Annotated in this window: 20 protein-coding genes and 1 riboswitch; of the genes, 18 read left to right on the top strand and 2 right to left on the bottom strand. The window is 43.0% G+C overall.

The genetic code is table 11. The features are described 5' to 3' along the window. Positions 1 to 14 precede the first annotated feature (14 nt). Positions 15 to 2,429 (top strand): phenylalanine--tRNA ligase subunit beta, encoded by a 2,415-nt coding sequence (pheT, locus tag ACLGGR_RS15380; protein ID WP_410973403.1) that lies wholly within the window; start codon positions 15 to 17, stop codon positions 2,427 to 2,429. Positions 2,430 to 2,466: 37 nt separating this feature from the next. Here the strand turns inward: pheT and rnhC are convergent, their stop codons facing one another. Then, complete coding sequence (gene rnhC, locus ACLGGR_RS15375; RefSeq protein WP_087976554.1) at positions 2,467 to 3,390, bottom strand: ribonuclease HIII; 924 nt, start codon at positions 3,388 to 3,390, stop codon at positions 2,467 to 2,469. 134 nt (positions 3,391 to 3,524) lie between these two features. On the opposite strand from rnhC, the gene zapA reads away from it, so the two are divergent. From zapA to ACLGGR_RS15300, 15 genes are all read left to right on the top strand, one after another. Further along, a complete protein-coding gene (zapA, locus tag ACLGGR_RS15370) occupies positions 3,525 to 3,782 on the top strand; it encodes a cell division protein ZapA (protein ID WP_012010831.1) in 258 nt (85 codons plus the stop codon). 7 nt (positions 3,783 to 3,789) lie between these two features. Further along, the gene (locus ACLGGR_RS15365; protein WP_251216399.1) at positions 3,790 to 4,323 is read left to right on the top strand and encodes a CvpA family protein; all 534 of its coding nucleotides are present in this window, start codon (positions 3,790 to 3,792) and stop codon (positions 4,321 to 4,323) included. Positions 4,324 to 4,437: 114 nt separating this feature from the next. Then, the gene (gene polX / locus ACLGGR_RS15360; RefSeq protein ID WP_410973402.1) at positions 4,438 to 6,150 is read left to right on the top strand and encodes a DNA polymerase/3'-5' exonuclease PolX; all 1,713 of its coding nucleotides are present in this window, start codon (positions 4,438 to 4,440) and stop codon (positions 6,148 to 6,150) included. Positions 6,151 to 6,171: 21 nt separating this feature from the next. Further along, positions 6,172 to 8,529: an endonuclease MutS2 gene (locus tag ACLGGR_RS15355; RefSeq protein WP_410973467.1), complete on the top strand. Its 2,358-nt coding sequence runs from the start codon at positions 6,172 to 6,174 to the stop codon at positions 8,527 to 8,529. A gap of 14 nt (positions 8,530 to 8,543) precedes the next feature. Continuing rightward, the gene (locus ACLGGR_RS15350; protein ID WP_142945589.1) at positions 8,544 to 8,948 is read left to right on the top strand and encodes a DUF350 domain-containing protein; all 405 of its coding nucleotides are present in this window, start codon (positions 8,544 to 8,546) and stop codon (positions 8,946 to 8,948) included. A gap of 162 nt (positions 8,949 to 9,110) precedes the next feature. Continuing rightward, positions 9,111 to 9,566 (top strand): immunity 63 family protein, encoded by a 456-nt coding sequence (locus ACLGGR_RS15345; RefSeq protein WP_410973401.1) that lies wholly within the window; start codon positions 9,111 to 9,113, stop codon positions 9,564 to 9,566. A gap of 99 nt (positions 9,567 to 9,665) precedes the next feature. Further along, positions 9,666 to 11,384 (top strand): AMP-binding protein, encoded by a 1,719-nt coding sequence (locus tag ACLGGR_RS15340; RefSeq protein WP_410973400.1) that lies wholly within the window; start codon positions 9,666 to 9,668, stop codon positions 11,382 to 11,384. A gap of 168 nt (positions 11,385 to 11,552) precedes the next feature. Further along, positions 11,553 to 12,137, top strand: coding sequence for a fatty acid metabolism transcriptional regulator FadR (fadR, locus tag ACLGGR_RS15335; protein WP_060697564.1), 585 nt, complete (start codon positions 11,553 to 11,555; stop codon positions 12,135 to 12,137). A gap of 26 nt (positions 12,138 to 12,163) precedes the next feature. After that, a complete protein-coding gene (locus tag ACLGGR_RS15330) occupies positions 12,164 to 12,943 on the top strand; it encodes an enoyl-CoA hydratase (RefSeq protein WP_039180497.1) in 780 nt (259 codons plus the stop codon). A 31-nt stretch (positions 12,944 to 12,974) separates the two neighbouring features. Further along, a complete protein-coding gene (locus tag ACLGGR_RS15325) occupies positions 12,975 to 13,748 on the top strand; it encodes an electron transfer flavoprotein subunit beta/FixA family protein (RefSeq protein ID WP_251216403.1) in 774 nt (257 codons plus the stop codon). Positions 13,749 to 13,791: 43 nt separating this feature from the next. After that, the gene (locus ACLGGR_RS15320; RefSeq protein WP_048239048.1) at positions 13,792 to 14,769 is read left to right on the top strand and encodes an electron transfer flavoprotein subunit alpha/FixB family protein; all 978 of its coding nucleotides are present in this window, start codon (positions 13,792 to 13,794) and stop codon (positions 14,767 to 14,769) included. Positions 14,770 to 14,844: 75 nt separating this feature from the next. After that, complete coding sequence (locus ACLGGR_RS15315; RefSeq protein ID WP_410973399.1) at positions 14,845 to 16,323, top strand: alpha-N-arabinofuranosidase; 1,479 nt, start codon at positions 14,845 to 14,847, stop codon at positions 16,321 to 16,323. Positions 16,324 to 16,569: 246 nt separating this feature from the next. Continuing rightward, entirely contained in the window at positions 16,570 to 16,884 is a 315-nt protein-coding gene (trxA, locus tag ACLGGR_RS15310; RefSeq protein ID WP_007501629.1) for a thioredoxin, read from the top strand. A gap of 139 nt (positions 16,885 to 17,023) precedes the next feature. Then, positions 17,024 to 18,796: an excinuclease ABC subunit UvrC gene (gene uvrC / locus ACLGGR_RS15305; RefSeq protein WP_410973398.1), complete on the top strand. Its 1,773-nt coding sequence runs from the start codon at positions 17,024 to 17,026 to the stop codon at positions 18,794 to 18,796. Positions 18,797 to 18,857: 61 nt separating this feature from the next. Further along, positions 18,858 to 19,035, top strand: a riboswitch (Lysine riboswitch). Between the two features lie 133 nt (positions 19,036 to 19,168). After that, a complete protein-coding gene (locus tag ACLGGR_RS15300) occupies positions 19,169 to 20,404 on the top strand; it encodes an aspartate kinase (protein WP_410973397.1) in 1,236 nt (411 codons plus the stop codon). A 154-nt stretch (positions 20,405 to 20,558) separates the two neighbouring features. Here the strand turns inward: ACLGGR_RS15300 and ACLGGR_RS15295 are convergent, their stop codons facing one another. Then, positions 20,559 to 21,002, bottom strand: a complete 444-nt coding sequence (locus tag ACLGGR_RS15295) for a YslB family protein (RefSeq protein WP_024423214.1) — start codon at positions 21,000 to 21,002, stop codon at positions 20,559 to 20,561. Between the two features lie 283 nt (positions 21,003 to 21,285). Here ACLGGR_RS15295 and ACLGGR_RS15290 point away from each other — a divergent pair, with 283 nt between their 5' ends. Further along, positions 21,286 to 21,894, top strand: a complete 609-nt coding sequence (locus ACLGGR_RS15290) for a succinate dehydrogenase cytochrome b558 subunit (RefSeq protein WP_048239042.1) — start codon at positions 21,286 to 21,288, stop codon at positions 21,892 to 21,894. Between the two features lie 37 nt (positions 21,895 to 21,931). Further along, on the top strand, positions 21,932 to 23,692 hold the full coding sequence (gene sdhA, locus ACLGGR_RS15285) for a succinate dehydrogenase flavoprotein subunit (protein ID WP_048239041.1): 1,761 nt from the start codon (positions 21,932 to 21,934) through the stop codon (positions 23,690 to 23,692).

Raw genomic sequence — 23,692 nt, 5'->3', positions numbered from 1 at the left:
AGGAGGAAATCAACATGTTTGTTTCATATAAATGGTTAGAAGACTATGTCGATTTAGAAGGCATTAAGCCGGATGAATTAGCAGAAAAAATCACAAGAAGCGGAATTGAAGTGGAAGCCGTTGAATATAAAGGCGAAGGCATCAAAGGAGTTGTCGTTGGACACGTCATTGAACGTGAACAGCATCCGAATGCGGATAAATTAAACAAATGTCTTGTTGATATCGGCGAAGACGCACCGGTGCAAATTATTTGCGGAGCTCCGAATGTGGAGAAAGGACAGTATGTGGCCGTCGCAACGGTGGGTGCAGTCCTTCCTGGCAACTTTAAAATTAAAAAAGCAAAACTGCGCGGTGAAGAGTCTCATGGCATGATTTGTTCTCTGCAAGAATTAGGCGTAGAAAGCAAGCTTGTACCAAAGGAATATGCAGAAGGCATCTTTGTTTTCCCGAATGACGTGAAACCAGGAGATGATGCCCTTCAAGCTCTTCAATTAGATGATGCGGTACTTGAGCTTGGCTTAACACCAAACCGTGCCGATGCCCTGAATATGCTGGGTGTCGCTTATGAGGTTGCCGCCATTTTAGGAAGAGACATCAAGCTTCCTGATACGGCACATGACACTTCTTCTGAAAAAGCAGCAGACTATATTTCTGTTAAAATTGAGGATCAAGAAGCGAATCCACTTTATGCAGCGAAGATCATTAAAAATGTAAAGGTTGGACCAGCACCGCTTTGGATACAAACAAGATTGATGAATGCAGGCATCCGTCCAATTAACAACGTCGTGGATATTACAAACTTTGTACTGCTTGAATATGGCCAGCCGCTCCATGCCTTTGATTATGACCGCTTTGGTTCAAAGCAGGTGGTCGTTCGTAAAGCGTCTGATAGCGAAATCATTCAAACACTCGATGAGCAAGAGCGTACATTGTCATCAAAGCATCTTGTCATCACGAATGGAACGAAAGCGCACGCTGTAGCAGGCGTCATGGGCAGTTTTGAATCAGAGGTACGAGATGAGACGACGACGATTCTCTTAGAAGCGGCATATTTCAACGGTCAAACAGTTCGTCAAGCATCTAGAGACTTAGGGCTTCGCAGTGAATCAAGCACACGATTTGAAAAAGGCCTCGATCCGCAGCGTACGAAACCGGCAGCAGAAAGAGCAGCTCAATTGATCAGCATGTATGCAGGCGGTGAAGTGCTAAGTGGTACAGTTGAGGAAAATCACCTTGAAGCAAGTATGAATGTCATCCACGTATCAACTGAGCGTGTGAACAAGGTGCTTGGAATGAGCATTTCAAAAGAAGATATGATTCAGATTTTCAACAAACTAGGCTTCACAGTGGGCGAATCAAATGATGTTCTTGTCGTAACAGTTCCTTCCCGCAGAATGGATATTACGATTGAAGAAGACCTCATTGAAGAAGTGGCAAGATTATATGGCTACGATAATATTCCATCTACACTGCCTAGGACAGCTGGCACCGTTGGCGGCCTCACGCCATACCAAGTGAAGCGCAGAAAGGTGAGACGTTTCTTAGAGGGGGCAGGACTTTCTCAAGCGATTACGTATTCATTGACGAATCAGCATAAGTCCACAGCTTTTGCACTGCATCCAGCCTATGAAACGAGGCTTTCTCTGCCAATGAGTGAGGAACGCAGTGTGCTAAGACAAAGTCTTCTGCCAAACTTACTTGATTCTGTTGCATACAACTTGGCAAGACAAGCTGATTCATTTGGATTTTATGAAACAGGCTCTGTTTTCTTAGCAGAAGCTGAAGGGGCAAAACCAGTGGAAAAAGAACATGTCGCTGGTGCGCTGACAGGCTTATGGCATAAAAATCTTTGGCAGGGCGAGAAAAAAGCCGTCGATTTTTATGTAGCAAAAGGAATTGCTGAAGGATTGTTCGAAAAGCTTGGTGTGTCAGACCAAATCACTTATGTTCAAGCAGAGCGTGAGGGTCTTCACCCAGGGCGAACTGCAGATGTTCACTTAAATGGTCAAGTCATTGGTTTTGTTGCCGCACTGCATCCAGTCGTTGAAAAGGAATTGGATTTAAAAGAAACGTATGTCTTCGAGTTTGATTTAACAGATGTGATGACATCTGAAACGAAGGATATGAAATATACAGCGATTCCGAGATTCCCTGCTGTGACAAGAGATATCGCACTTGTTGTAGATCAGCATATCTCAAGCGGACAGCTGGAGCGTGTCATCTATGAAGCAGGCGGTCATCTACTCACAGACCTATCTGTATTTGATGTGTACGAAGGGGAACATATGGAAGAAGGCAAAAAATCTGTTGCATTCTCTCTTCAATATTTAAATCCTGAACAAACGTTGACCGAGGAAGAAGTCACAGCTGTTCACACAAAAGTTTTGAAAGCACTAGAAGATACGTATCAAGCCGTCTTACGCGGTTAATGGAAAAAAGCTAAGGCCTCATGGGCCCTAGCTTTTTTTATAACATTTTTTTCGCTTTTTGTGTGTTGGCAAAGTGCAGCTTTGTAAATTGACGTAAAGCATCTTCACCATGCAGCTTGATGAGCTTGGCGGCGGCCTTGTCTACATGAGGACCGGCTCCTTTTGGGATGTCAAAGCCTGCAGCCTGTGATAATTTGTCCATTTCAATTAAGAAGGCGTACCTTGCGATAATGGAAGCTGCAGCGACTGACAAATGGATGCCTTCTGCTTTTGTACTAAAGTACGTCCGCTCCCGAATGATTTTTTTCCCGGCAAGATGTTTGAAATAAATGCCTGGTTCTGCAAATTGGTCAATCAAAATGGCCTCAGGCTGCTGTCCGCCCAGTTTTTCTAGCACAGAGGTGATGACTTGATTATGAAGCAGTGCCTTCATTTTTCCTTGACTCATGCCCTTTTCCTGCATCGTATTGTACTTTTCATTTCGGAGGACGAGAAGGCTGAACGGAATGGTTTTGATGAGATCCTTGGCAATGTTGATAATTTGCGGGTCCTTTAATCCTTTTGAGTCTTTTACGCCAAGCTCTTTCATTAAAGCAAGCTGGCTGGCATCAACATAGGCCGCACAGACTGTGATCGGTCCGAAATAATCACCTGTACCTACTTCATCTGAACCGACGACCGACATGGAAGCAATGCCGGGCGGCGGACTGTATTTTGTGACAGCAGGTGATTTTTGACTTTTCGTATCAGCTGCTTGTAAATGGCTGAATTGACTGGCTTCAGCTTCTGCCTTTTGCCCTTGAAACAATACTTTTCCAGATCGATAGGCTGTAATCGTACAGCCAGGGACTTTTGCTTGAAAGAGGGCGCCTGGCGGCAAAGTGTCTGTTAAATGGTGCGCATACGCGCTCTTCATCTTTTTGAGGTCTTCTGATGTTGCTTTTAAAACGGATTGGGGCACAGTGGATAACTCCTTTTTACCTTGATATCATTGATTTCTAAAGTGTACCATAACAGGGAAGGGCTCGTCTTTCCATTCAATGTCTAAACATGTTATGATAGAGACTAGGATTCTCGTGGAATGGAGGAGAAACGTTGTCTGACGGCGGTAAAACGAAAACAACAGTTGAGATTTACGGACAGTCCTATACGATCATCGGACAAGAAACGAAGATGCATATGCGACATGTTGCGTCAATTGTTGATGATAAAATGAGAGAAATAAATGAAAAAAATCCATATCTTGATATAAACAAATTAGCTGTACTGACAGCAGTCAATGTCGTCCACGACTACTTGAAATTAAAAGAGCAATACGAAAAATTAGAGATTCAGCTAAAAGAAAAGGAATGAAATTACCGTGATCGATATCATCATTTTGTTTTTGCTTCTTATGGGAACGCTTGTCGGTCTAAAACGCGGGTTTATTCTTCAATTTATTAAATTGATCAGCTTTGTTGTTTCTATCTTAGTGGCTTCCATGTTTTATCAGTCACTTGCACCACAGCTTACGTGGATTCCGTCACCTAATTTTAGTGGCGGTCAACCGCAGCTCGCTTTCTTTAGTGGGAATCTAGAAACAGCTTATTATAATACCATTGCGTTTATCATTCTGTTTATCTTGACCAAAATCCTGCTCGCCATCATTGGCGGATTGCTCACAACCATTGCAAGTATACCTGTGATTAAACAGGTGAACAAACTGCTTGGCGGTGTTTTAGGATTTCTGGAAACCTATTTATTTGTGTTTATTCTATTGTTTGTCGCTGCATTACTTCCAGTAGATGCGCTGCAAACAATGATGAGCAAATCAATGTTAGCAGATGTGATCGTAAACAGCACCCCTTACCTGTCCGGTCTTGTCAAAGACCTATGGTCGACGTATGGAGTTTAAAAACTTCTCCTTTCCTGGAGAAGTTTTTTCTCATTCCATGACAGAAAGTTGTAGGATGAAGGGAAAGTTTGTATATTTATATAGGAAGATGCCAAAGCGGCTGGAGGATGAGAGATGAATAAAAAAGATATTATCAAACTTCTTGAAACAATTGCAGTATATATGGAACTAAAAGGAGATAATCCTTTTAAAATTTCTGCCTTTCGTAAAGCAGCAGCGGCACTGGAACAAGACGACCGCAGCCTTTCTCAAATAGATGATCTATTAGCATTACCCGGCATTGGAAAAGGAACCTTTGCTGTGATCACAGAGTATATCGAAAAAGGACAATCAGAAACCCTCGAACAATTAAAAAAGGAAGTGCCTGAAGGACTTGTCCCGCTCTTAAAATTGCAAGGGCTTGGGGGGAAGAAGATTGCTAAGCTTTACCAAGAGCTTGGCGTCCATGATGCCCAGTCATTAAAAGAAGCATGTGAAGCGGAAAAAGTACAAGCGCTTGCAGGCTTCGGTAAAAAAACAGAAGAGAAGATTCTCGCTGCTCTTGAGGAGGCCGGAAAGCAGCCAGAACGACTGCCAATTGGCTTTGCATTAGATGTGGCAGAGCGGATTGATCATGCGCTAGAACAGATGAAGGGTATTATTCGTTTTTCTAGAGCTGGCAGTCTAAGACGTGCACGAGAAACCGTCAAAGATTTAGATTATATCATTGCGACTGACAGTCCTGAACAAGTCAGAGAGCAGCTCGTTGCACTTGATGATGTCAAAGACGTCATCGCAAGCGGTGATACGAAGGTATCTGTCATTCTTGCCCTTGATTTTGAGATCAGTGTAGACTTCCGGCTTGTGACAACAGACCAATTTGCAACAACGCTGCACCATTTCACTGGCTCAAAAGATCACAATATTCGCATGCGTCAGCTGGCGAAGGAACGCGGAGAGCGTATTAGTGAATATGGTGTGGAAACAATTGAAACTGGAGAAGTAAAAACGTTTGATGACGAGGCTGCTTTTTATGCGCATTTTCAACTTCCGCTCATTCCGCCAGAAATTCGTGAAACCGGAACGGAGATTGATACGTATAAAGAAAGTATGCAATTTGTAGAGTTAAAAGATATTAAAGGCGACCTTCATATGCACTCGACATGGAGTGACGGCGCATTTTCTATTCACGAAATGGCAGAGGCATGTATCGCAAAAGGCTATGAATACATGGCGATTACAGACCACTCGCAATATTTAAAAGTAGCAAACGGTTTAACAAAAGAACGTTTACGTCTGCAAGCAAAAGAAATTGACAAGCTGAATCAAGAATTCGAGCATTTTCACATTTTCAAAGGGGTCGAAATGGATATTCTCCCGGATGGATCATTAGATTATGATGATGACTTTTTAGCAGACATGGATTTTGTGATTGCATCTATCCACTCGAGCTTTTCTCAGCCGGAGGAAGTCATTATGGAGCGCCTTGAAAATGCCCTGCGGAATCAGCATGTGGATTTAATTGCACATCCAACAGGCCGTTTGATCGGCAGACGAGACGGCTATGCCTTAAATATAGATCAGCTCATAGAGCTTGCGAAGAAAACGGGAACTGCACTAGAGCTCAACAGCAACCCGTCAAGACTTGATTTAAAAGCAGAGCATTTAATGAAAGCAAACGAAGCAGGTGTGAACATCATGATCAATACAGATGCGCACAATATCACCATGCTGGATCATATGGAAGTTGGTGTAACAGCTGCAAGAAAAGGCTGGACACCAAAAGCAAATGTCGTGAATACTTTTTCTCTAAACGAGATCAAAAAGTTTTTAACGCGTGACAGGTAGTCGTTAGGAGGCTGGACCATGCTGCAACAAAAAGTGTTAGCATCATTAGAATTTCATAAAGTAAAAGAAAAAGTCATGTCCTATACCGCATCCTCATTAGGAAAAGAAAGAGCGCAGGATTTAACGCCGCTGACGGATATAGAAACCATTCAGCATTTGCTGGAAGAGGTAGCAGAAGCACAGGATGTGATCCGCTTAAAGGGATCTGCGCCATTTGGCGGGCTAACGGATATTAGACGCGGAGTCAAACGGGCAGAAATCGGCAGTACATTAAGCCCATCTGAGCTCATGGAAATTGCAGCGCTATTATACACTGCGAAAAATATGAAGCACTTTCTCACGTCCCTGTATGAAGATGGTGTAGACATACCGCGTCTTCATACATATGCAGAGACGCTGATATTACTGCCAGAAGTCAGAAAAGAAATCGAAAGCTGTATCGGTGATAATGGAGAAGTGCTTGATCACGCAACTGCGGCGCTACGAACAATACGTACGCAATTACGTTCATTAGAATCAAAAGTTCGAGATAAATTAGAATCCATGATTCGCTCACAATCTGCTTCAAAAATGCTGTCAGACACGATTGTCACCATTCGTAATGATCGGTTCGTGATTCCAGTAAAGCAGGAGTACCGCTCGAATTACGGCGGAATTGTTCACGACCAGTCATCATCTGGGGCAACTCTTTTTATCGAGCCGCAAGTGGTCGTGGATTTAAATAACACCTTGCAGCAAACCCGTTTAAAAGAAAAACAAGAGGTCGAAAAGATCCTCCAAATGCTGACAGCGAGCGTGTCAGAACACATTGAGGAACTGCTTCACAATGTAAAAGAGCTTCAGACGTTAGATTTTATTTTTGCTAAAGCCAAATATGCAAAGGCAGAAAAAGCCACAAAGCCTGCTGTGAATGATCAAGGGGAGATTTATTTAAAGCGGGCAAGACATCCTCTATTGCCTAGGGATCAGGTTGTGGCAAATGACATTGAGCTCGGCAAAGATTTTTCAACCATCGTCATTACTGGACCAAATACAGGGGGTAAGACAGTTACCTTAAAAACGCTTGGTCTTCTGACGCTCATGACGCAGGCAGGCCTTCATATTCCAGTTGAAGAAGGCTCAGAAGTGGCTGTATTCGATCAAGTCTTTGCTGATATTGGAGATGAACAGTCGATTGAGCAAAGCTTGAGTACGTTCTCATCTCATATGGTCAATATTGTGGATATCTTGAATAATTTGACATCTAACTCACTCGTGTTATTCGATGAATTAGGGGCAGGAACAGACCCTGCTGAAGGTGCGGCACTGGCCATGAGTATCTTAGATGAGGTGCATCAAACAAATGCACGAGTCATTGCAACGACTCACTACCCTGAGCTGAAGGCATACGGATATAACCGAGAAGGGGTCACAAATGCGAGCGTGGAGTTTGACATTGAAACCTTATCACCAACGTACCGCTTGCTCATCGGTGTGCCGGGACGAAGTAATGCATTTGAAATTTCTAAACGTCTTGGTTTGCCAGATCACCTCATTGACCGGGCAAAAGCGGATATGCATGCTGAACATAATGAAGTAGACCAAATGATTGCCTCATTAGAAGACAGCAAGAAACAAGCAGAAGAAGAGCTGCATGAGACAGAAGTCTATAGAAAAGAAGCAGAAAAGCTTCATAAAGAATTGCAGAGACAAATTCTTGAATGGAATGAGCAAAAGGACAAACTGCTTGAAGAAGCTGAACAAAAAGCGGCAGAAAAAATTGAACAAGCCTCAAAAGAAGCAGAAGACATCATTCAAGAGCTCAGGTCGATAAAAAATGAGCATCGCTCATTCAAAGAGCATGAACTCATCGATGCAAGAAAGCGCCTTGAAGAAGCAGTCCCTGAGTTTGACCGGAAGAAAAAGCCAGAGCCGGTGAAAAAAGCAGCAAGACAGCTAAAATCAGGCGACGAAGTGAAAGTGCTCACCTTCGGGCAAAAAGGAACGCTGCTTGAACAAACAGGTGACAAAGAATGGAGTGTCCAAATGGGCATTCTAAAAATGAAAGTAAAAGAAAAAGACATGGAATTTATCAAATCAGCACCTGAATTTAAGCAGGAGAAAGCCATTACGGCAGTCAAAGGAAAAGACTATCATGTATCGCTTGAGCTCGACTTAAGGGGAGAGCGTTATGAAAATGCCTTAAGCAGAGTCGAGAAATATTTAGATGATGCTGTCTTAGCTGGTTATCCGCGTGTGTCGATTATTCACGGAAAAGGAACTGGCGCCCTCAGAAAAGGGGTTCAGGAATTACTGAAACAGCACCGAAGTGTGAAAAATGCTCGTTTTGGGGAACAAGGCGAGGGAGGATCAGGCGTCACCATCGTCGAATTAAAGTAAAAAGGAGAAAACGCATGAAAGCCTTTTGGGAAAATGAACTTGTGGAAATTGCCGCCTATTACAGCGTGGCCGTCCTATGTCTTGTCATATTTCTAACCATTTTTGAACTCGTCACCTCCTATAAAAACTGGGAAGAGATCCAGCGTGGGAACTTAGCTGTTGCCATGGCAACAGGCGGAAAGATCTTTGGGATTGCGAATGTGTTTCAGCATTCTATTGCACAGCACAATTCCCTTCTTCAAATGGTTGGATGGGGCGTATACGGCTTTGTGATGCTGCTTGTCAGCTATTTCATTTTTGAATTTTTAACACCACGATTTAAAGTAGACAAAGAGATTGAGAATGATAATAGAGCGGTCGGGTTTATTTCACTCATTATTTCAGTTGGGCTGTCTTACGTAGTAGCAGCCGGCATTTAAGGAGACGACATGGAAAAGCTAGCAAAAGTATTAATCGTAGTTGCCTGCACTTTTGCGGTCATTGGTGCCGTTTACATGTTCCTGTGAAATGAAGAAGACAAAGTTAGAAAGCTGTCAGGGATTCCTTGGCAGCTTTTATCTCACCCGAAGGCGGCGAATCACATGAAGCAAATTCTGCAAAAAGACGAACTCATAAAGCGCATTGATACTTGTCTCCAAATGACTTCACTGCCAAGAGACATATATGAACCGTATATTGCACGTCCATTTCAAACAACTGGATTTTTTGATGATTTGAGCCCGTATGTTCAAATCGATTCGAGTGGCTATATTCTCATTCAATATGAACGAGGAATCCAAATGCTGCATAAAAGAACAAAAGCGGCAGATGAAGTCATTTACTGGATTTTAGAAGACACGATCTTTCTCACAGTCTACATCGATATGATGAGGCAGCATCAAGTCGACAATATCCAGACGCATTTACCTAATGATCCGAGTATCCATCAACAGATCGTGGAGAGAGTAAATGAGTCATTCCGTGCCATCGGTGGATTATATGAACAGTGGCATCATGAAGGAAAAAGAGCATCGCTCGAAACACCGGCAAAGAAGTAAAGATGTCATGGAGCCAAGCTCTATTTGAAAAAAGCAAACTGCCTTAAGGAAAAGTTTGCTATAATAAAATAGTACGAAAGTTCAGGAAGGAGGGTTTTTATGCAGTCAGATAAACGTTGGCTTCTGCATTACCCGAATCAAATTCCCCACGAACTCACCATCCCAAATGAGACGTTACAATCTTACTTATTCAGCTCCGCAGAGGCTGCACCTGAGCATACAGCCATTCATTTTCTAGGAAAAAACATCACCTATGAACAGCTCCAAGAAGACGCATTGAAACTAGCTGGTTATCTGATGGAAATTGGCGTGAAAAAAGGCGACAGAGTAGCAATCATGCTGCCAAACTGTCCTCAATCGGTCATTTCTTATTATGCTGTTTTAATTGCAGGTGGTATCGTTGTTCAAACGAACCCGCTTTATACGGAGAAAGAATTGGCATATCAAATGGAGGACAGCGGCTCAAAAGTGCTGATTACACTGGATTTATTGTATCCAAAGGCCTATAAAATGAAAGCGCTGACAAGTATGGAACACTTAATCATCACCAAACTACAGGATTATTTACCATTTCCGAAAAACATTCTGTTTCCTATTGTCCAAAAAAGAAAAAACAAAATGGTCATCCAGGTGGAGAAAAGTGAGACCATTCATCACTTCTCACAAATTATGAAAGAATCGTCAGGAGAACAGATCCCGGCGATTGCCTTTGAACCGAAAGAGGATGTCGCTGTTTTACAATATACAGGCGGAACGACCGGTTTACCAAAAGGGGTCATGCTTACCCATGAAAATATTTTAGCGAATACTGAAATGTGCGCTTCATGGATGTATAAAACGACAAGAGGAAAAGAACGAATCCTTGGCATCATTCCGTTTTTTCATGTATACGGAATGACGACCGTATTAAATCTTGCTGTCAAAGAAGGGCATCAAATGATTCTACTTCCACGCTTTGACGCAGCTGATACCCTTAAAACGATTGAAAAACAGAAACCGACACTCTTTCCAGGTGCACCAACTATGTATATCGCCTTGCTGCATCATCCGAACATTGAAAAATATGACCTGTCGTCCATCACTGCATGTTTAAGCGGCTCGGCGGCTCTTCCTGTTGAAGTCAAACAGAGCTTTGAAAAATTAACAGGAGGACGTTTAGTGGAGGGGTATGGTCTTTCAGAAACCTCACCAGTGACCCATTCTAACTTTTTATGGGGAGCGAACAAAACAGGCAGCATTGGCTGTCCGTGGCCTGGGACAGACGCAGGCATTTATTGCGAGGAAACGGGTGGCCTCAAAGAGCCATATGAGCACGGAGAAATTATCGTCAAAGGGCCGCAGATCATGAAAGGCTACTGGAATCAGCCAGAGGAGACAGCAGCTGTATTAAGGGATGGGTGGTTTTTCACTGGAGATATTGGGTATATGGATGAGGACGGTTTTTTCTATATCGTTGACCGGAAAAAAGATGTCATTATTGCGAGCGGCTATAATATTTACCCAAGAGAGGTCGAAGAAGCCCTTTACGAGCATGAGCTTGTACAAGAAGTCGTTGTCGCAGGCATACCAGATCCTTATAGAGGAGAAACGGTAAAAGCGTTTGTTGTGCCGAAAAAGGATGCTTATTTAACAGAGGATGAACTCGATCGCTTTGTGAGAACGAGAATTGCTTCATTTAAAGTACCGCGCGTGTATGAATTTAAAGAATCACTGCCTAAAACGGCCGTCGGAAAAATTTTGCGCAGAGTATTAATTGAAGAAGAAAAGAGAAAGCACGCGGGATCATCTGAAACACCTGTCGATCAATTGAAAAAATAACGACCTTCATCATCCGGTCGAGCGGCCGGATGATTTGAATGATGACGGTCTGCTCTGGTATGATAAAGGTTGAAAAGAAAAAAGAAGATCTCTTGACAAATCACCCGTTTCTTTTTAACATAAAGTTATGAATGAATGCTCATTCAATTTAGAAAGGGACGAAGCACATTGAAGCAGAAAAGACCGAAGTACATGCAAATTATTGATGCAGCAGTTGTGGTGATTGCAGAGAACGGCTATCATCAATCACAAGTTTCAAAGATTGCGAAACAAGCAGGAGTCGCAGACGGAACCATTTATCTTTATTTCAAAAACAAAGAGGATATTCTCATCTCATTGTTCAAAGAAAAAATGGGACAATTCATCGAACGGATGGAGACAGATATTCAAAAGAAGCCGTCTGCCAAAGAAAAGCTTCTACTGTTGATTGAGGAGCATTTTCGGATGCTGGCGCAAAATCATCATTTGGCTCTTGTGACACAGCTTGAACTCAGGCAGTCAAACCTTGAGCTGCGGCAAAAAATCAATGAGGTGCTAAAAGGGTATTTAAATATGCTCGATTCGATTTTAACAGAAGGAAAGAAAACAGGAGAATTCAGACAAAATTTAGATGTCCGCTTAGCGAGACAAATGGTATTTGGGACGATTGATGAAACCGCAACAACATGGGTCATGAATGATCAAAAGTATGATCTGCCTGCACTCGCAGAAAATGTACATGATCTACTGTTAAACGGAATACATCAATCCTAAAGACAATGTGAAAAAGGATGATTGACATGGAAAAAATACTCAGCTTACATCATGAAGGACAGACAGCGCTCATCACGATTCAGAACCCGCCTGCAAATGCCTTATCCTCTCAGCTGCTCACTGAGCTTAATGACATGTTCGATGAGCTCGAACAGAATGAAGAAGTAAGAGCGATTGTGATCCACGGAGAAGGCAGATTCTTCTCAGCAGGTGCTGATATTAAAGAATTTACGACTTTACAGGAAGAGTCTGATTATGCAAGCCTCGCTGATAGAGGACAGCAAGTCTTTGAACGGATTGAACAGTGTCCAAAGCCAGTCATTGCCTCGATTCACGGAGCAGCATTAGGCGGAGGACTTGAGCTTGCCATGTCTTGTGATATCCGAATCGCAACAAAAGATGCGAAGCTTGGACTGCCAGAACTAAACCTCGGCATTATTCCAGGATTCGGCGGCACGCAGCGCCTACCACGCTACGTTGGTTCTGCTAAAGCGCTTGAAATGATGGGAACAGCTGAACCGATTACAGGTGAAGAAGCATTTGCCTGTGGACTTGTTACAAAGCTCGCAGAAACAGAGGAAGAAGCGCTCGAAGCGGCTAAAACACTTGCGGGGAAATTTGCAGCGAAAAGCCCAAAATCACTTGAATATGTGCTTGATTTATTGAATGCAACAAAATTGTATTCATATGATGGTGGAATGAAGCTTGAAGCCAAAAAGTTTGGTGAGGTTTTCCAATCAAATGACGCCAAAGAAGGCATCCAGGCCTTTATCGAAAAGCGCAAACCGAACTTTAAAGGGGAATAAGGGATAAGTACGACACAAGGGGGAGAAATAAATGAATATATTTGTTTTGATGAAGCGTACGTTTGACACGGAAGAGAAAATTTCTATTCAGTCTGGTGCAATTCAAGAAGATGGAGCAGAGTTCATTATTAATCCTTATGACGAGTATGCCATTGAAGAAGCCATCCAGCTTCGCGATGAGCACGGGGGAGAAGTGACCGTTGTGACAGTTGGCGGTGAGGATGCAGAGAAACAGCTGAGAACAGCGCTTGCTATGGGCTGTGACAGGGCCGTCTTATTAAACGTCGAAGATGACTTAGAAGAGTGGGACCAATATTCAGCTTCTACCATTCTTTATCACTATTTAAAAGACAAAGAGGCTTCCTTGATCTTAGCAGGGAATGTAGCAATTGACGGCGGCTCTGGACAGGTAGCCCCGCGTCTTGCTGAATTACTTGGCTTTTCATATGTAACAACCATAACAAATATTCAAATTGACGGCAGCTCTGCGTCGATTGAACGAGATGCAGAGGGTGATGTGGAAGTCATTTCTGCCGAACTCCCGCTTGTCGTCACAGCTCAGCAAGGACTCAATGAGCCTCGCTATCCATCATTACCAGGCATTATGAAGGCAAAGAAAAAACCTTTAGAAGAATTGGAGCTTGATGATTTAGACCTGGATGAAGACGATGTACCATATAAAATCAAAACAATTGAACGTTTCTTACCGGAGAAAAAAGAGGGTGGCAAGGTGCTGAGCGGCGAGCTTCAGGATCAAGTCAAAGAACTGACAGATCTACTCAGAAATGAAGCAAAAGTCATCTAAACATCCACTTTACGATATCACGAGAACAAGGGGGAGCTTGAAGATGAGTAAAAAAGTTGTTGTACTTGGAGAAAGTCGTGACGGTAAATTAAGAAATGTGACATTTGAAGCCATTGCTGCCGCTCACAAAGTGGCAGATGGCGGTGAGGTCATTGGCGTGTTAATAGGGGATGATGTCAAAGGTCTAGCGGATGAACTGCTTTATTATGGAGCGGATCATGTGATGATTGTAGAGCATCCACACCTTTCATATTATACGTCAGATGGTTTTGCGCAGGCACTTCAAGCCATATTAGATCAAGTTGATCCGGATGCTGTGCTCTTTGGCCATACGTCTATCGGAAAAGACCTGTCGCCGAAAATAGCGGCGCGTCTCCAGACTGGCTTGATCTCAGATGCGATCGATGTAAGCGTTACCGGGGAACATCTTGTTTTCACTAGACCGATTTACTCTGGAAAAGCCTTTGAAAAAGTCATTTCGACAGATCGTCTGCTTCTAGCAACCATCCGGCCAAACAACGTGGCACCACTTGAACGGGATACGTCACGAGGAGGAGAAGTCACACCGGTTTCTGTCGATATTCAGAACCTCCGGACGATCGTGAAGGAAGTCATTAAAAAAACGTCAGAAGGTGTAGATTTATCTGAAGCAAAGGTCATTGTTGCTGGAGGGCGCGGGGTTAAGAGCAAGGAAGGCTTTGAACCGCTGAATGAACTCGCTGAGACGCTGGGGGCAGCAGTCGGTGCTTCGCGCGGAGCCTGTGACGCTGACTATTGTGATTATGCCCTGCAAATTGGTCAAACGGGAAAAGTCGTCACACCTGATCTTTATATTGCATGCGGGATATCAGGAGCGATTCAGCATTTAGCGGGAATGTCTAACAGTAAAGTCATTGTGGCAATCAACAAAGACCCAGAAGCGGAAATCTTCAAAATCGCCGATTACGGAATCGTTGGTGACTTGTTTGAAGTGGTACCGCTTTTGAATGAAGAGTTAAAAAAGATGAATATCCACTCGTAACGCTCATACACTCAGAATGCCTAGGTATTCTGGGTTTTTTTGTATGTGATCAAGCAGAAAAGGAGCGGTTGACAAGTGAAGGGGACAGTAAAAGTCAATGACGTGATCGGACGCATTTCTAAACACATTTATGGGCACTTTCAGGAGCATTTAGGAAGAGGGATTTATGACGGGATTTGGGTAGGAAAAGACTCTGAGATTGATCATATTGAAGGGATTCGTACCGATGTGCTGAAGGCCCTTCAAGCATTACATATTCCGGTGCTGAGGTGGCCGGGGGGCTGCTTCGCAGACGAGTATCACTGGGCAAATGGTGTAGGTGATCTGAGTGAACGAAAGCCAATGGTAAACACCCATTGGGGTGGTACGGTTGAATCCAATGCATTTGGTACGCATGAATTTATGACATTGTGTGAGCTGCTTGAATGTGAACCTTACATTTGTGGCAATGTGGGAAGCGGGTCTGTTCAAGAATTAGCCGATTGGGTCGAATACATGACATTTCCAAATGGGACACCTATGTCAGACTGGCGCATTCAAAATGGAAAACAAGAGCCTTGGAAGCTGACCTATGTTGGTGTAGGCAATGAAAGCTGGGGCTGCGGCGGGAATATGACGCCTGAATACTATGCAGATTTATATAAACGCTATCAAACGTACGTAAGAGAATTTGCAGGGCAGCGTATTTATAAAATCGCCTGCGGTGCGAACTCTAATGACGTGAATTGGACGAAGGTATTGATGGAGCGGGCTGCACCGTGGATGGATGGGCTCAGTTTACATTATTACACCGTACCTGGTACATGGGAGAAGAAAGGATCAGCGACTGAATTCGATGAGGATGAATGGTTTATTACGCTGAAAAAAGCCTATGAGATGGAACGGCTTGTCGAAGACCATGGAGAAATCATGGATCGTTATGACCCAGACAAGCGAATCGGGATGATTATTGATGAATGGGGGACATGGTATGACCCAGAGCCAGGGACCAATCCTGGGTTTTTATATCAGCAAAACACACTAAGAGACGCCCTTGTGTCTGCCCTCCATTTTCATATTTTTCATCGCCATTGCGAGCGGATTCACATGGCAAATATTGCTCAGACGGTCAATGTGTTGCAAGCGATGGTATTAACAAAGGACGAAAAGATGCTTCTGACGCCTACGTATCATGTATTTCACATGTTTCAAGTGCATCAAGAGGAAGAAGCGCTTGAAGTGGAGTTCGTTTCACCGTCGTATGAACGAAGAGGTGAAAAAATTCCTCAGGTCAGTGTGTCAGCCTCGCGTTCATCAGGTAAGATGCATATTAGCTACTGTCATCTGAATCCGCATGAACAAAGAGAGATATCCCTAGCCATTGAAGGGGTTGAGGAACAAACGAAAGTCACTGGACGTGTGTTGACGGCTGATCGCATGAATGCACATAATACATTCGATGATCCTCATTCTGTTCAGCCAAAAGACTTTCAGCAAATGACTGTAAAGTCCGGCGAGTTAACGGTAGAGCTGCCGCCAATGTCGGTGGTCATGATAACTGTCGACCTCGCTTAATTGCATATTTCGATGTTTGATGAGAAGAATGTTGGGGCATCATACATTGTAAATGAAGCGGAAAGGGTGTCATGTCATATGCTTAGAACCATTCTAATGATCATCGGTGCAATTGTTGTCATTGGTGCGATTATACGGTTTGTTTTTTAATTCATTTCCTAAAAAATGATTCGTAAGCATTTCATTCGCAAGTCACATTGGTAGATGCTATACTAAAAAGCATAATTTACATTGGAGGAATGAATAATGGCAATCGTAAAAGCTACTGACGCAACATTTTCACAAGAAACTGCAGAGGGTGTTGTTCTTGCAGACTTTTGGGCACCATGGTGTGGACCTTGTAAAATGATTGCTCCAGTTCTTGAAGAACTTGATCAAGAAATGGGCGACAAAATGAAAATTGTAAAAATTGATGTAGATGATAACCAAGAAACTGCTGGTAAATACGGCGTTATGAGTATCCCAACACTTCTTGTTTTAAAAGACGGTGAAGTTGTAGAAACTTCTGTTGGTTTCAAACCAAAAGAAGCGCTTGCTGAGCTTGTCAACAAACATCTATAAACCGATCTATGCTCAAGCGGCATAATCATTGAAGCGGTTCTCGTAAAGACGAGAGCCGCTTTTCTTTCAACATGGTATAAAACAAATGTTCGTGATACACTAGAAGGAGTGAAAGAGGAAAACAAGGACGGATGAAAAGATGAACAAACTAATCAAAGAAAAGCTGTCAGTCCTGCCGGATCAACCAGGCTGTTACTTAATGAAAGATAGACAAAATACGATCATTTATGTGGGAAAGGCCAAGGTTTTAAAAAATAGGGTGCGCTCTTATTTCACTGGATCACATGACGCCAAAACGCAGCGGCTTGTCAGTGAAATTGAAGACTTTGAATACATTGTCACCTCTTCTAATATTGAGGCGCTTATTTTAGAGCTGAATTTAATCAAAAAATATGATCCAAAATACAATGTCATGCTCAAGGATGACAAGACGTATCCTTTTATAAAAATTACGAATGAACGCCATCCTAAGCTGATCGTCACCCGCAATGTAAAAAAGGACAAAGGAAAATATTTCGGTCCATACCCAAACGTACAAGCAGCAAGAGAAACGAAAAAGCTGCTCGACCGCTTATATCCACTGAGAAAATGTGCCACTCTTCCTGACCGCGTCTGTCTTTATTATCATCTTGGACAATGTCTTGCGCCCTGTGTGTATGACATTTCCGAGGAAACGAATAAGCAGCTCGTGGACGAAATCACAAGGTTTCTAAACGGAGGACATCAGCAAATCAAAAAAGAACTCACCGAAAAGATGCAGGAAGCTGCTGAAAATTTAGAGTTTGAACGGGCAAAAGAACTAAGAGACCAAATCGCTTATATCGATTCAACGATGGAAAAACAGAAAATGACGATGAGTGATTTATCAGATCGAGATGTCTTTGCCTATGCCTATGATAAAGGCTGGATGTGTGTCCAAGTTTTCTTCATCAGACAGGGGAAATTGATTGAACGTGATGTCAGCCTGTTCCCTATGTATCAGGATCCTGAGGAAGAGTTCCTCACGTTTATGGGGCAATTTTATGAAAAGAACAACCATTTTCTGCCGAAGGAAATTTTGGTGCCTGACAGTGTCGATCAAGAGATGATTGAGCAATTGCTTGAGACGAACGTTCACCAGCCGAAAAAAGGAAAGAAAAAGGATTTACTTTTACTTGCCCATCAAAATGCCAAAATCGCCTTAAAAGAAAAATTTTCGCTCATTGAGCGTGATGAAGAGCGGACAATTGGTGCGGTGAAACAGCTCGGGGATGCACTTAATATTTATATGCCATACAGAATCGAGGCATTTGATAACTCAAATATTCAAGGGGCAGACCCGGTTTCTGCCATGGTCGTCTTTCAGGACGGGAAGCCCTATAAAAAGGAATACCGAAAATACAAAATTAAAACCGTCTCAGGACCAGATGATTATGCATCCATGCGTGAAGTCATTAGAAGGCGATATACCCGCGTGTTAAAGGATGAACTGCCGCTGCCAGATTTAGTTTTAATTGATGGAGGAAAAGGACAGATCAACGCAGCCATCGATGTGCTTGAAAATGAATTGAATCTGTCTGTCCCGGTCGCAGGTCTTGTAAAAGATGAAAAACATCGGACTTCAAATCTCATGATGGGAGATACACTTGAAATTGTTGCGCTGGAGCGGAATAGCCAGGCCTTTTACTTATTGCAGCGCATTCAAGATGAAGTGCACCGGTTCGCCATTAGCTTTCACCGGCAGCTGCGCGGAAAAAATGCATTCCAGTCTATTTTAGACGATGTACCAGGTATCGGAGAGAAACGTAAAAAGCAGCTCCTCAAACATTTTGGCTCTGTGAAAAAGATGAAAGAAGCCTCTCTACAAGACTTTCAGGAGGCTGGCATTCCGAAACAGACGGCTGAACTTTTAATGGAAGCATTAAAAAAATAGATTGTACTTTTTCCAAAAGTCTGTTAAGATGTGACTAATTTAATAAATGAACGTGTTGTTTGTTGAAGATAGAGGTGCGAACTTCAAGAGTAAGCCTTCGGAGATCGATGGGATCTAAGAAGAGGGGTGAAAGGGGAGCGTCGCCGAAGTGAATAAAATCCACTCATTTTATTCGCTGGCTGTACATTGAAGAAATGTAGGGCTGTCAAGAATTCTTTTCTTGGAGGGCTATCTCATTGTTTGCATCGTTTAATGATGATTTTAAAGCAATGGGAGATTTGTTCTCTCATTGCTTTTTTATTTGCAGTGAGCGGGCAGTCTCCAAAGCAGCCTCTTCTCTCACACGTGAACTTTTGAAAAAGGGTGGTAGACATGGGACTAATTGTACAAAAATTTGGCGGAACTTCCGTTGGATCGACAGAAAAAATTCGCAATGCCGCAGATAGAGTGATCGCTGAACGCGAGGCAGGACATGATGTGGTTGTGGTTGTCTCAGCGATGGGCAAATCAACAGATGTTCTAGTAGACCTAGCGAAAGAACTCACAGACGATCCAAGCAAAAGAGAAATGGATATGCTGCTCGCAACTGGTGAACAAGTGACCATTTCATTATTATCGATGGCGCTCCAAGCAAGAGGCTATGATGCCATTTCCTTTACAGGCTGGCAGGCTGGTATGAAAACAGAGCATGTACACGGAAACGCAAGAATCGTGGACATTGATGAATCAAGAATAAAAGAGGAATTAAGTGCGGGAAAAGTCGTTGTTGTGGCAGGCTTCCAAGGAATTGCAGATGACTTACATATCACAACACTTGGCCGCGGCGGATCAGATACGACTGCTGTGGCACTGTCTGCCGCACTAAAAGCTGATAAATGTGATATTTACACAGATGTACCAGGAGTGTTTACAACAGATCCGCGTTATGTACCATCTGCACGGAAACTTGCAGGTATTTCATACGATGAGATGCTTGAGCTGGCTAATTTAGGAGCTGGGGTCCTGCATCCAAGAGCTGTTGAATTTGCGAAAAATTATCAAGTCCCGCTAGAAGTCCGTTCTAGTATTGAAAATGAATCGGGTACGTTAATTGAGGAGGAATCATCCATGGAACAAAATTTAGTCGTCAGAGGCATTGCATTTGAAGATCAGATTACACGTGTGACCGTGTGCGGTCTTTCAAGCGGACTTACAACATTATCGACCATCTTTACAACGCTTGCGAAACAGAATATCAATGTCGATATCATCATTCAGTCCGTCACAAGCACTAACCAGACTTCTATCTCTTTCTCTGTCAAAACGGATGATTTGTCCAAAACAGTTGAAGTATTAGAAGAATATAAAGGGGCGCTTGGCTACGAGCAGATTGAGACAGAAAGCAAATTAGCGAAAGTATCCATCGTGGGATCTGGAATGGTCTCAAACCCAGGCGTAGCAGCTGAAATGTTCGCTGTGTTAGCGCAAAAAGACATTCAAGTGAAAATGGTCAGTACGTCTGAAATCAAAGTCTCAACGGTGGTCGGCCGTGACGATATGGTCAAAGCGGTTGAAGCGCTGCATGATGCGTTTGATTTATCAAAGGTGAGCGCCGCTGCTCATTCTTAAAAAGGTAAAGAGGTGATCTCATGAAAGAGGATCACCTCTTTTTTCTATATGGAATTGGCTGAAACGTGCGTAAACGCATTCATTAAGTATGCTATGATAGATGAAGACATATAAAAAAGGCGTGACACGAAGTCCTCGCCTTTCATAAGCATTGTTAGCTAGGGTCTCTTAAATCCCATTTAACGGTTAAAATGACTTTCTCAGCACGCTTTTTCACTTGTTCATAGGATTCAGCTACGTGCTCATTAAGAAGCTGAATTTGTTCAGCAATAAAACCCGCTTCCATCTGAAAGCATGGCTCCTTTTGATAGGTGAGTCGATTTGATACTAGTGGACCTTCGAGCTCAAACTCAATTTCCTGTTTTTTCGAATGGACCATTGTGAGAGTCCCCCATCCGGCATCATGGAAAAATTCGGGGATCTTCTCCCATGACTCTTGAGGAAATTTACGAGCAAGCAGTTTACCCGCAAAATACATCATAGATGAATGGTCCTGACCAAGAATATCAGGCAGCAGAACTTCGCGTATCAGCTCGTAGGCAAATCCATTGACTTCAATTTCTTTTAGCTGTTCTAAGTTAGATTCGAATTTATTCATTGTACGGCTCCCCTCTTTCAACAATTTATTATAGCTTATGTGGGCATATGATGACAGAGTTTTCCCTGAAGTCTAAGAAATTCTTATTGTAGTAAAACGAATTTTGATTTAAAACTTTTAAATTTCGGAAAATTTTAATTTATGTACGCGGTTTCTTGACGCTTTTTTGACATAGGAGTAAAATGAAATTGTCAATAAATTTGAATAAAGTGCTTACAATTGAAAGAAGCGGGGGTAAGACAATTTTCAAGCAATTGCACTTTTTTTACTAGGGGGTAAAGTAATGTCGGGGAACAAAGAATTTTTTTATCGGAGATTGCATTCTTTGCTTGGCGTCATTCCGGTCGGTCTATTTTTAATACAGCACTTAGTGATTAACCACTTTGCGACGGATGGACCAGAGGCGTTTAACAAAGCTGCACACTTTATGGAACAGCTTCCTTTCAGATATGCACTTGAGCTGTTCGTGATTTTCTTACCACTGATCTATCATGCTGTTTATGGGGTGTACATAGCCTTTACGGCACAAAACAACACGTCTCGCTTCAGTTACTTAAGAAACTGGCTGTTCAGACTGCAAAGGATTTCAGGTATTATCACATTGATTTTTGTCACTTGGCACGTATGGGAAACTCGAATTCAAGCTCAGCTTGGAGCTGAAGTCAACTATGACATGATGGCGAATATTTTAAGCTCTCCATTTATGCTAGGCTTCTATATTGTCGGCGTTTTATCTACTATTTTCCACTTTGCTAATGGCTTGTGGTCATTTGCTGTCAGCTGGGGAATTACCGTTTCACCACGCTCACAAAGAATCTCCACATATGTGACATTAGGTATATTTATAGCGCTTTCATATGTAGGGCTAAGAGCAATTTTCGCTTTTGTTTAAGAGGAAATAGATTAGTAGAAGAGGGAGAGGGGCTACAATGAGTAATTCTAGCATCATCGTTGTCGGAGGCGGCTTAGCTGGTCTCATGGCAACTATTAAAGCAGCAGAAGCGGGAACGGCTGTTCAACTATTTTCAATCGTACCTGTGAAACGTTCGCATTCTGTATGTGCACAGGGCGGAATCAACGGAGCGGTCAATACAAAAGGTGAAGGGGATTCACCTTATGAGCATTTTGATGACACGGTATACGGCGGAGATTTCTTAGCCAACCAGCCGCCAGTAAAGGCAATGTGTGAAGCAGCGCCGTCCATTATCCACTTACTTGATCGTATGGGTGTTATGTTTAATAGAACACCAGAGGGATTATTGGACTTCCGCCGCTTTGGGGGAACACAGCACCACCGTACAGCGTTTGCTGGAGCTACAACAGGGCAGCAGCTATTATATGCACTGGATGAGCAGGTTCGCCGCTATGAAGTAGCAGGACTTGTCACGAAATATGAAGGCTGGGAATTCCTTGGCGCTGTTTTAGATGACGAGGAAGTTTGCCGCGGAATTGTCGCACAGAACTTGACGACAATGGAAATTGAATCCTTCCGTTCAGATGCAGTCATCATGGCAACAGGCGGTCCTGGAATCGTGTTTGGTAAATCAACGAACTCCATGATTAACACTGGATCTGCTGCATCCATCGTCTATCAGCAAGGTGCGCATTATGCAAATGGAGAATTCATTCAAATTCACCCGACAGCGATCCCAGGAGATGACAAGCTTCGTCTCATGAGTGAATCAGCTCGTGGTGAGGGCGGACGTGTTTGGACATATAAAGACGGGAAGCCTTGGTACTTCCTTGAAGAAAAATACCCAGCATACGGGAACCTTGTACCGCGTGACATCGCAACGCGTGAAATCTTTGACGTATGTGTCGAGCAAAAGCTTGGGATCAACGGAGAGAACATGGTATATCTCGATCTTTCTCACAAAGATCCAAAAGAGCTTGATATTAAGCTTGGCGGAATCATTGAAATCTATGAAAAATTCATGGGTGACGATCCGCGTAAGCTGCCGATGAAAATCTTCCCTGCTGTTCATTACTCCATGGGCGGATTATGGGTCGATTATGATCAAATGACGAATATCAAAGGTCTGTTCGCTGCCGGAGAATGTGATTACTCAATGCACGGCGGAAACAGACTTGGTGCAAACTCACTTCTTTCAGCGATTTACGGCGGAATGGTCGCTGGACCAAATGCAGTGAAGTACATTAGCGGTCTTGAGAAATCTGCGGAAGACCTTTCTTCTGCAACATTTGACAGTGCCGTGAAGAAAGAGCAGGAGAAATGGGACAACATCCTTAGTATGGATGGCACAGAAAATGCGTACGTGCTTCATAAAGAGCTTGGAGAATGGATGACGGATAATGTCACAGTGGTTCGTTACAATGACAAACTCTTAAAAACAGATCAGAAGATCGAAGAACTAATGGAGCGCTACAAGAAGATCAACATCAACGATACCGCATCATGGAGCAACCAAGGCGCTGCCTTCACGCGTCAGCTTGACAACATGCTTCAGCTGGCAAGAGTCATTACGATCGGGGCATATAACCGGAATGAAAGCCGAGGCGCACACTATAAACCGGAATTCCCAGAAAGAAACGATGAAGAATTCCTTAAAACAACGATGGCTACGTTCAAAGGGAAAAATCAAAAGCCTGCATTCCACTATGAGGACGTCGATGTATCGTTAATTGCACCTCGTAAACGAGATTACTCGAAGAAAAAGGTGGAGAAATAA

Origin of the sequence: Bacillus sp. BD48 (assembly GCF_046566805.1) — a bacterium.
GTDB classification, from domain to species: Bacteria; Bacillota; Bacilli; order Bacillales; family Bacillaceae; genus Bacillus; species Bacillus safensis.
The sequence above is the reverse complement of the archived record's forward strand: the minus strand, read 5'-3'. Positions and strand labels throughout refer to the sequence as shown.

Excerpts from the sequence above, each read along its gene's own strand:
- ACLGGR_RS15325 (WP_251216403.1), top strand. The coding sequence starts at position 12,975 with ATGAATATATTTGTTTTGATGAAGCGTACGTTTGACACGGAAGAGAAA.
- trxA (WP_007501629.1), top strand. The coding sequence starts at position 16,570 with ATGGCAATCGTAAAAGCTACTGACGCAACATTTTCACAAGAAACTGCA.
- ACLGGR_RS15290 (WP_048239042.1), top strand. The coding sequence starts at position 21,286 with ATGTCGGGGAACAAAGAATTTTTTTATCGGAGATTGCATTCTTTGCTT.
- sdhA (WP_048239041.1), top strand. The coding sequence starts at position 21,932 with ATGAGTAATTCTAGCATCATCGTTGTCGGAGGCGGCTTAGCTGGTCTC.
- ACLGGR_RS15345 (WP_410973401.1), top strand. The coding sequence starts at position 9,111 with ATGAAGCAAATTCTGCAAAAAGACGAACTCATAAAGCGCATTGATACT.
- ACLGGR_RS15340 (WP_410973400.1), top strand. The coding sequence starts at position 9,666 with ATGCAGTCAGATAAACGTTGGCTTCTGCATTACCCGAATCAAATTCCC.
- polX (WP_410973402.1), top strand. The coding sequence starts at position 4,438 with ATGAATAAAAAAGATATTATCAAACTTCTTGAAACAATTGCAGTATAT.
- ACLGGR_RS15320 (WP_048239048.1), top strand. The coding sequence starts at position 13,792 with ATGAGTAAAAAAGTTGTTGTACTTGGAGAAAGTCGTGACGGTAAATTA.
- ACLGGR_RS15350 (WP_142945589.1), top strand. The coding sequence starts at position 8,544 with ATGAAAGCCTTTTGGGAAAATGAACTTGTGGAAATTGCCGCCTATTAC.
- ACLGGR_RS15295 (WP_024423214.1), bottom strand. The coding sequence starts at position 21,002 with ATGAATAAATTCGAATCTAACTTAGAACAGCTAAAAGAAATTGAAGTC.
- pheT (WP_410973403.1), top strand. The coding sequence starts at position 15 with ATGTTTGTTTCATATAAATGGTTAGAAGACTATGTCGATTTAGAAGGC.
- uvrC (WP_410973398.1), top strand. The coding sequence starts at position 17,024 with ATGAACAAACTAATCAAAGAAAAGCTGTCAGTCCTGCCGGATCAACCA.
- ACLGGR_RS15330 (WP_039180497.1), top strand. The coding sequence starts at position 12,164 with ATGGAAAAAATACTCAGCTTACATCATGAAGGACAGACAGCGCTCATC.
- ACLGGR_RS15300 (WP_410973397.1), top strand. The coding sequence starts at position 19,169 with ATGGGACTAATTGTACAAAAATTTGGCGGAACTTCCGTTGGATCGACA.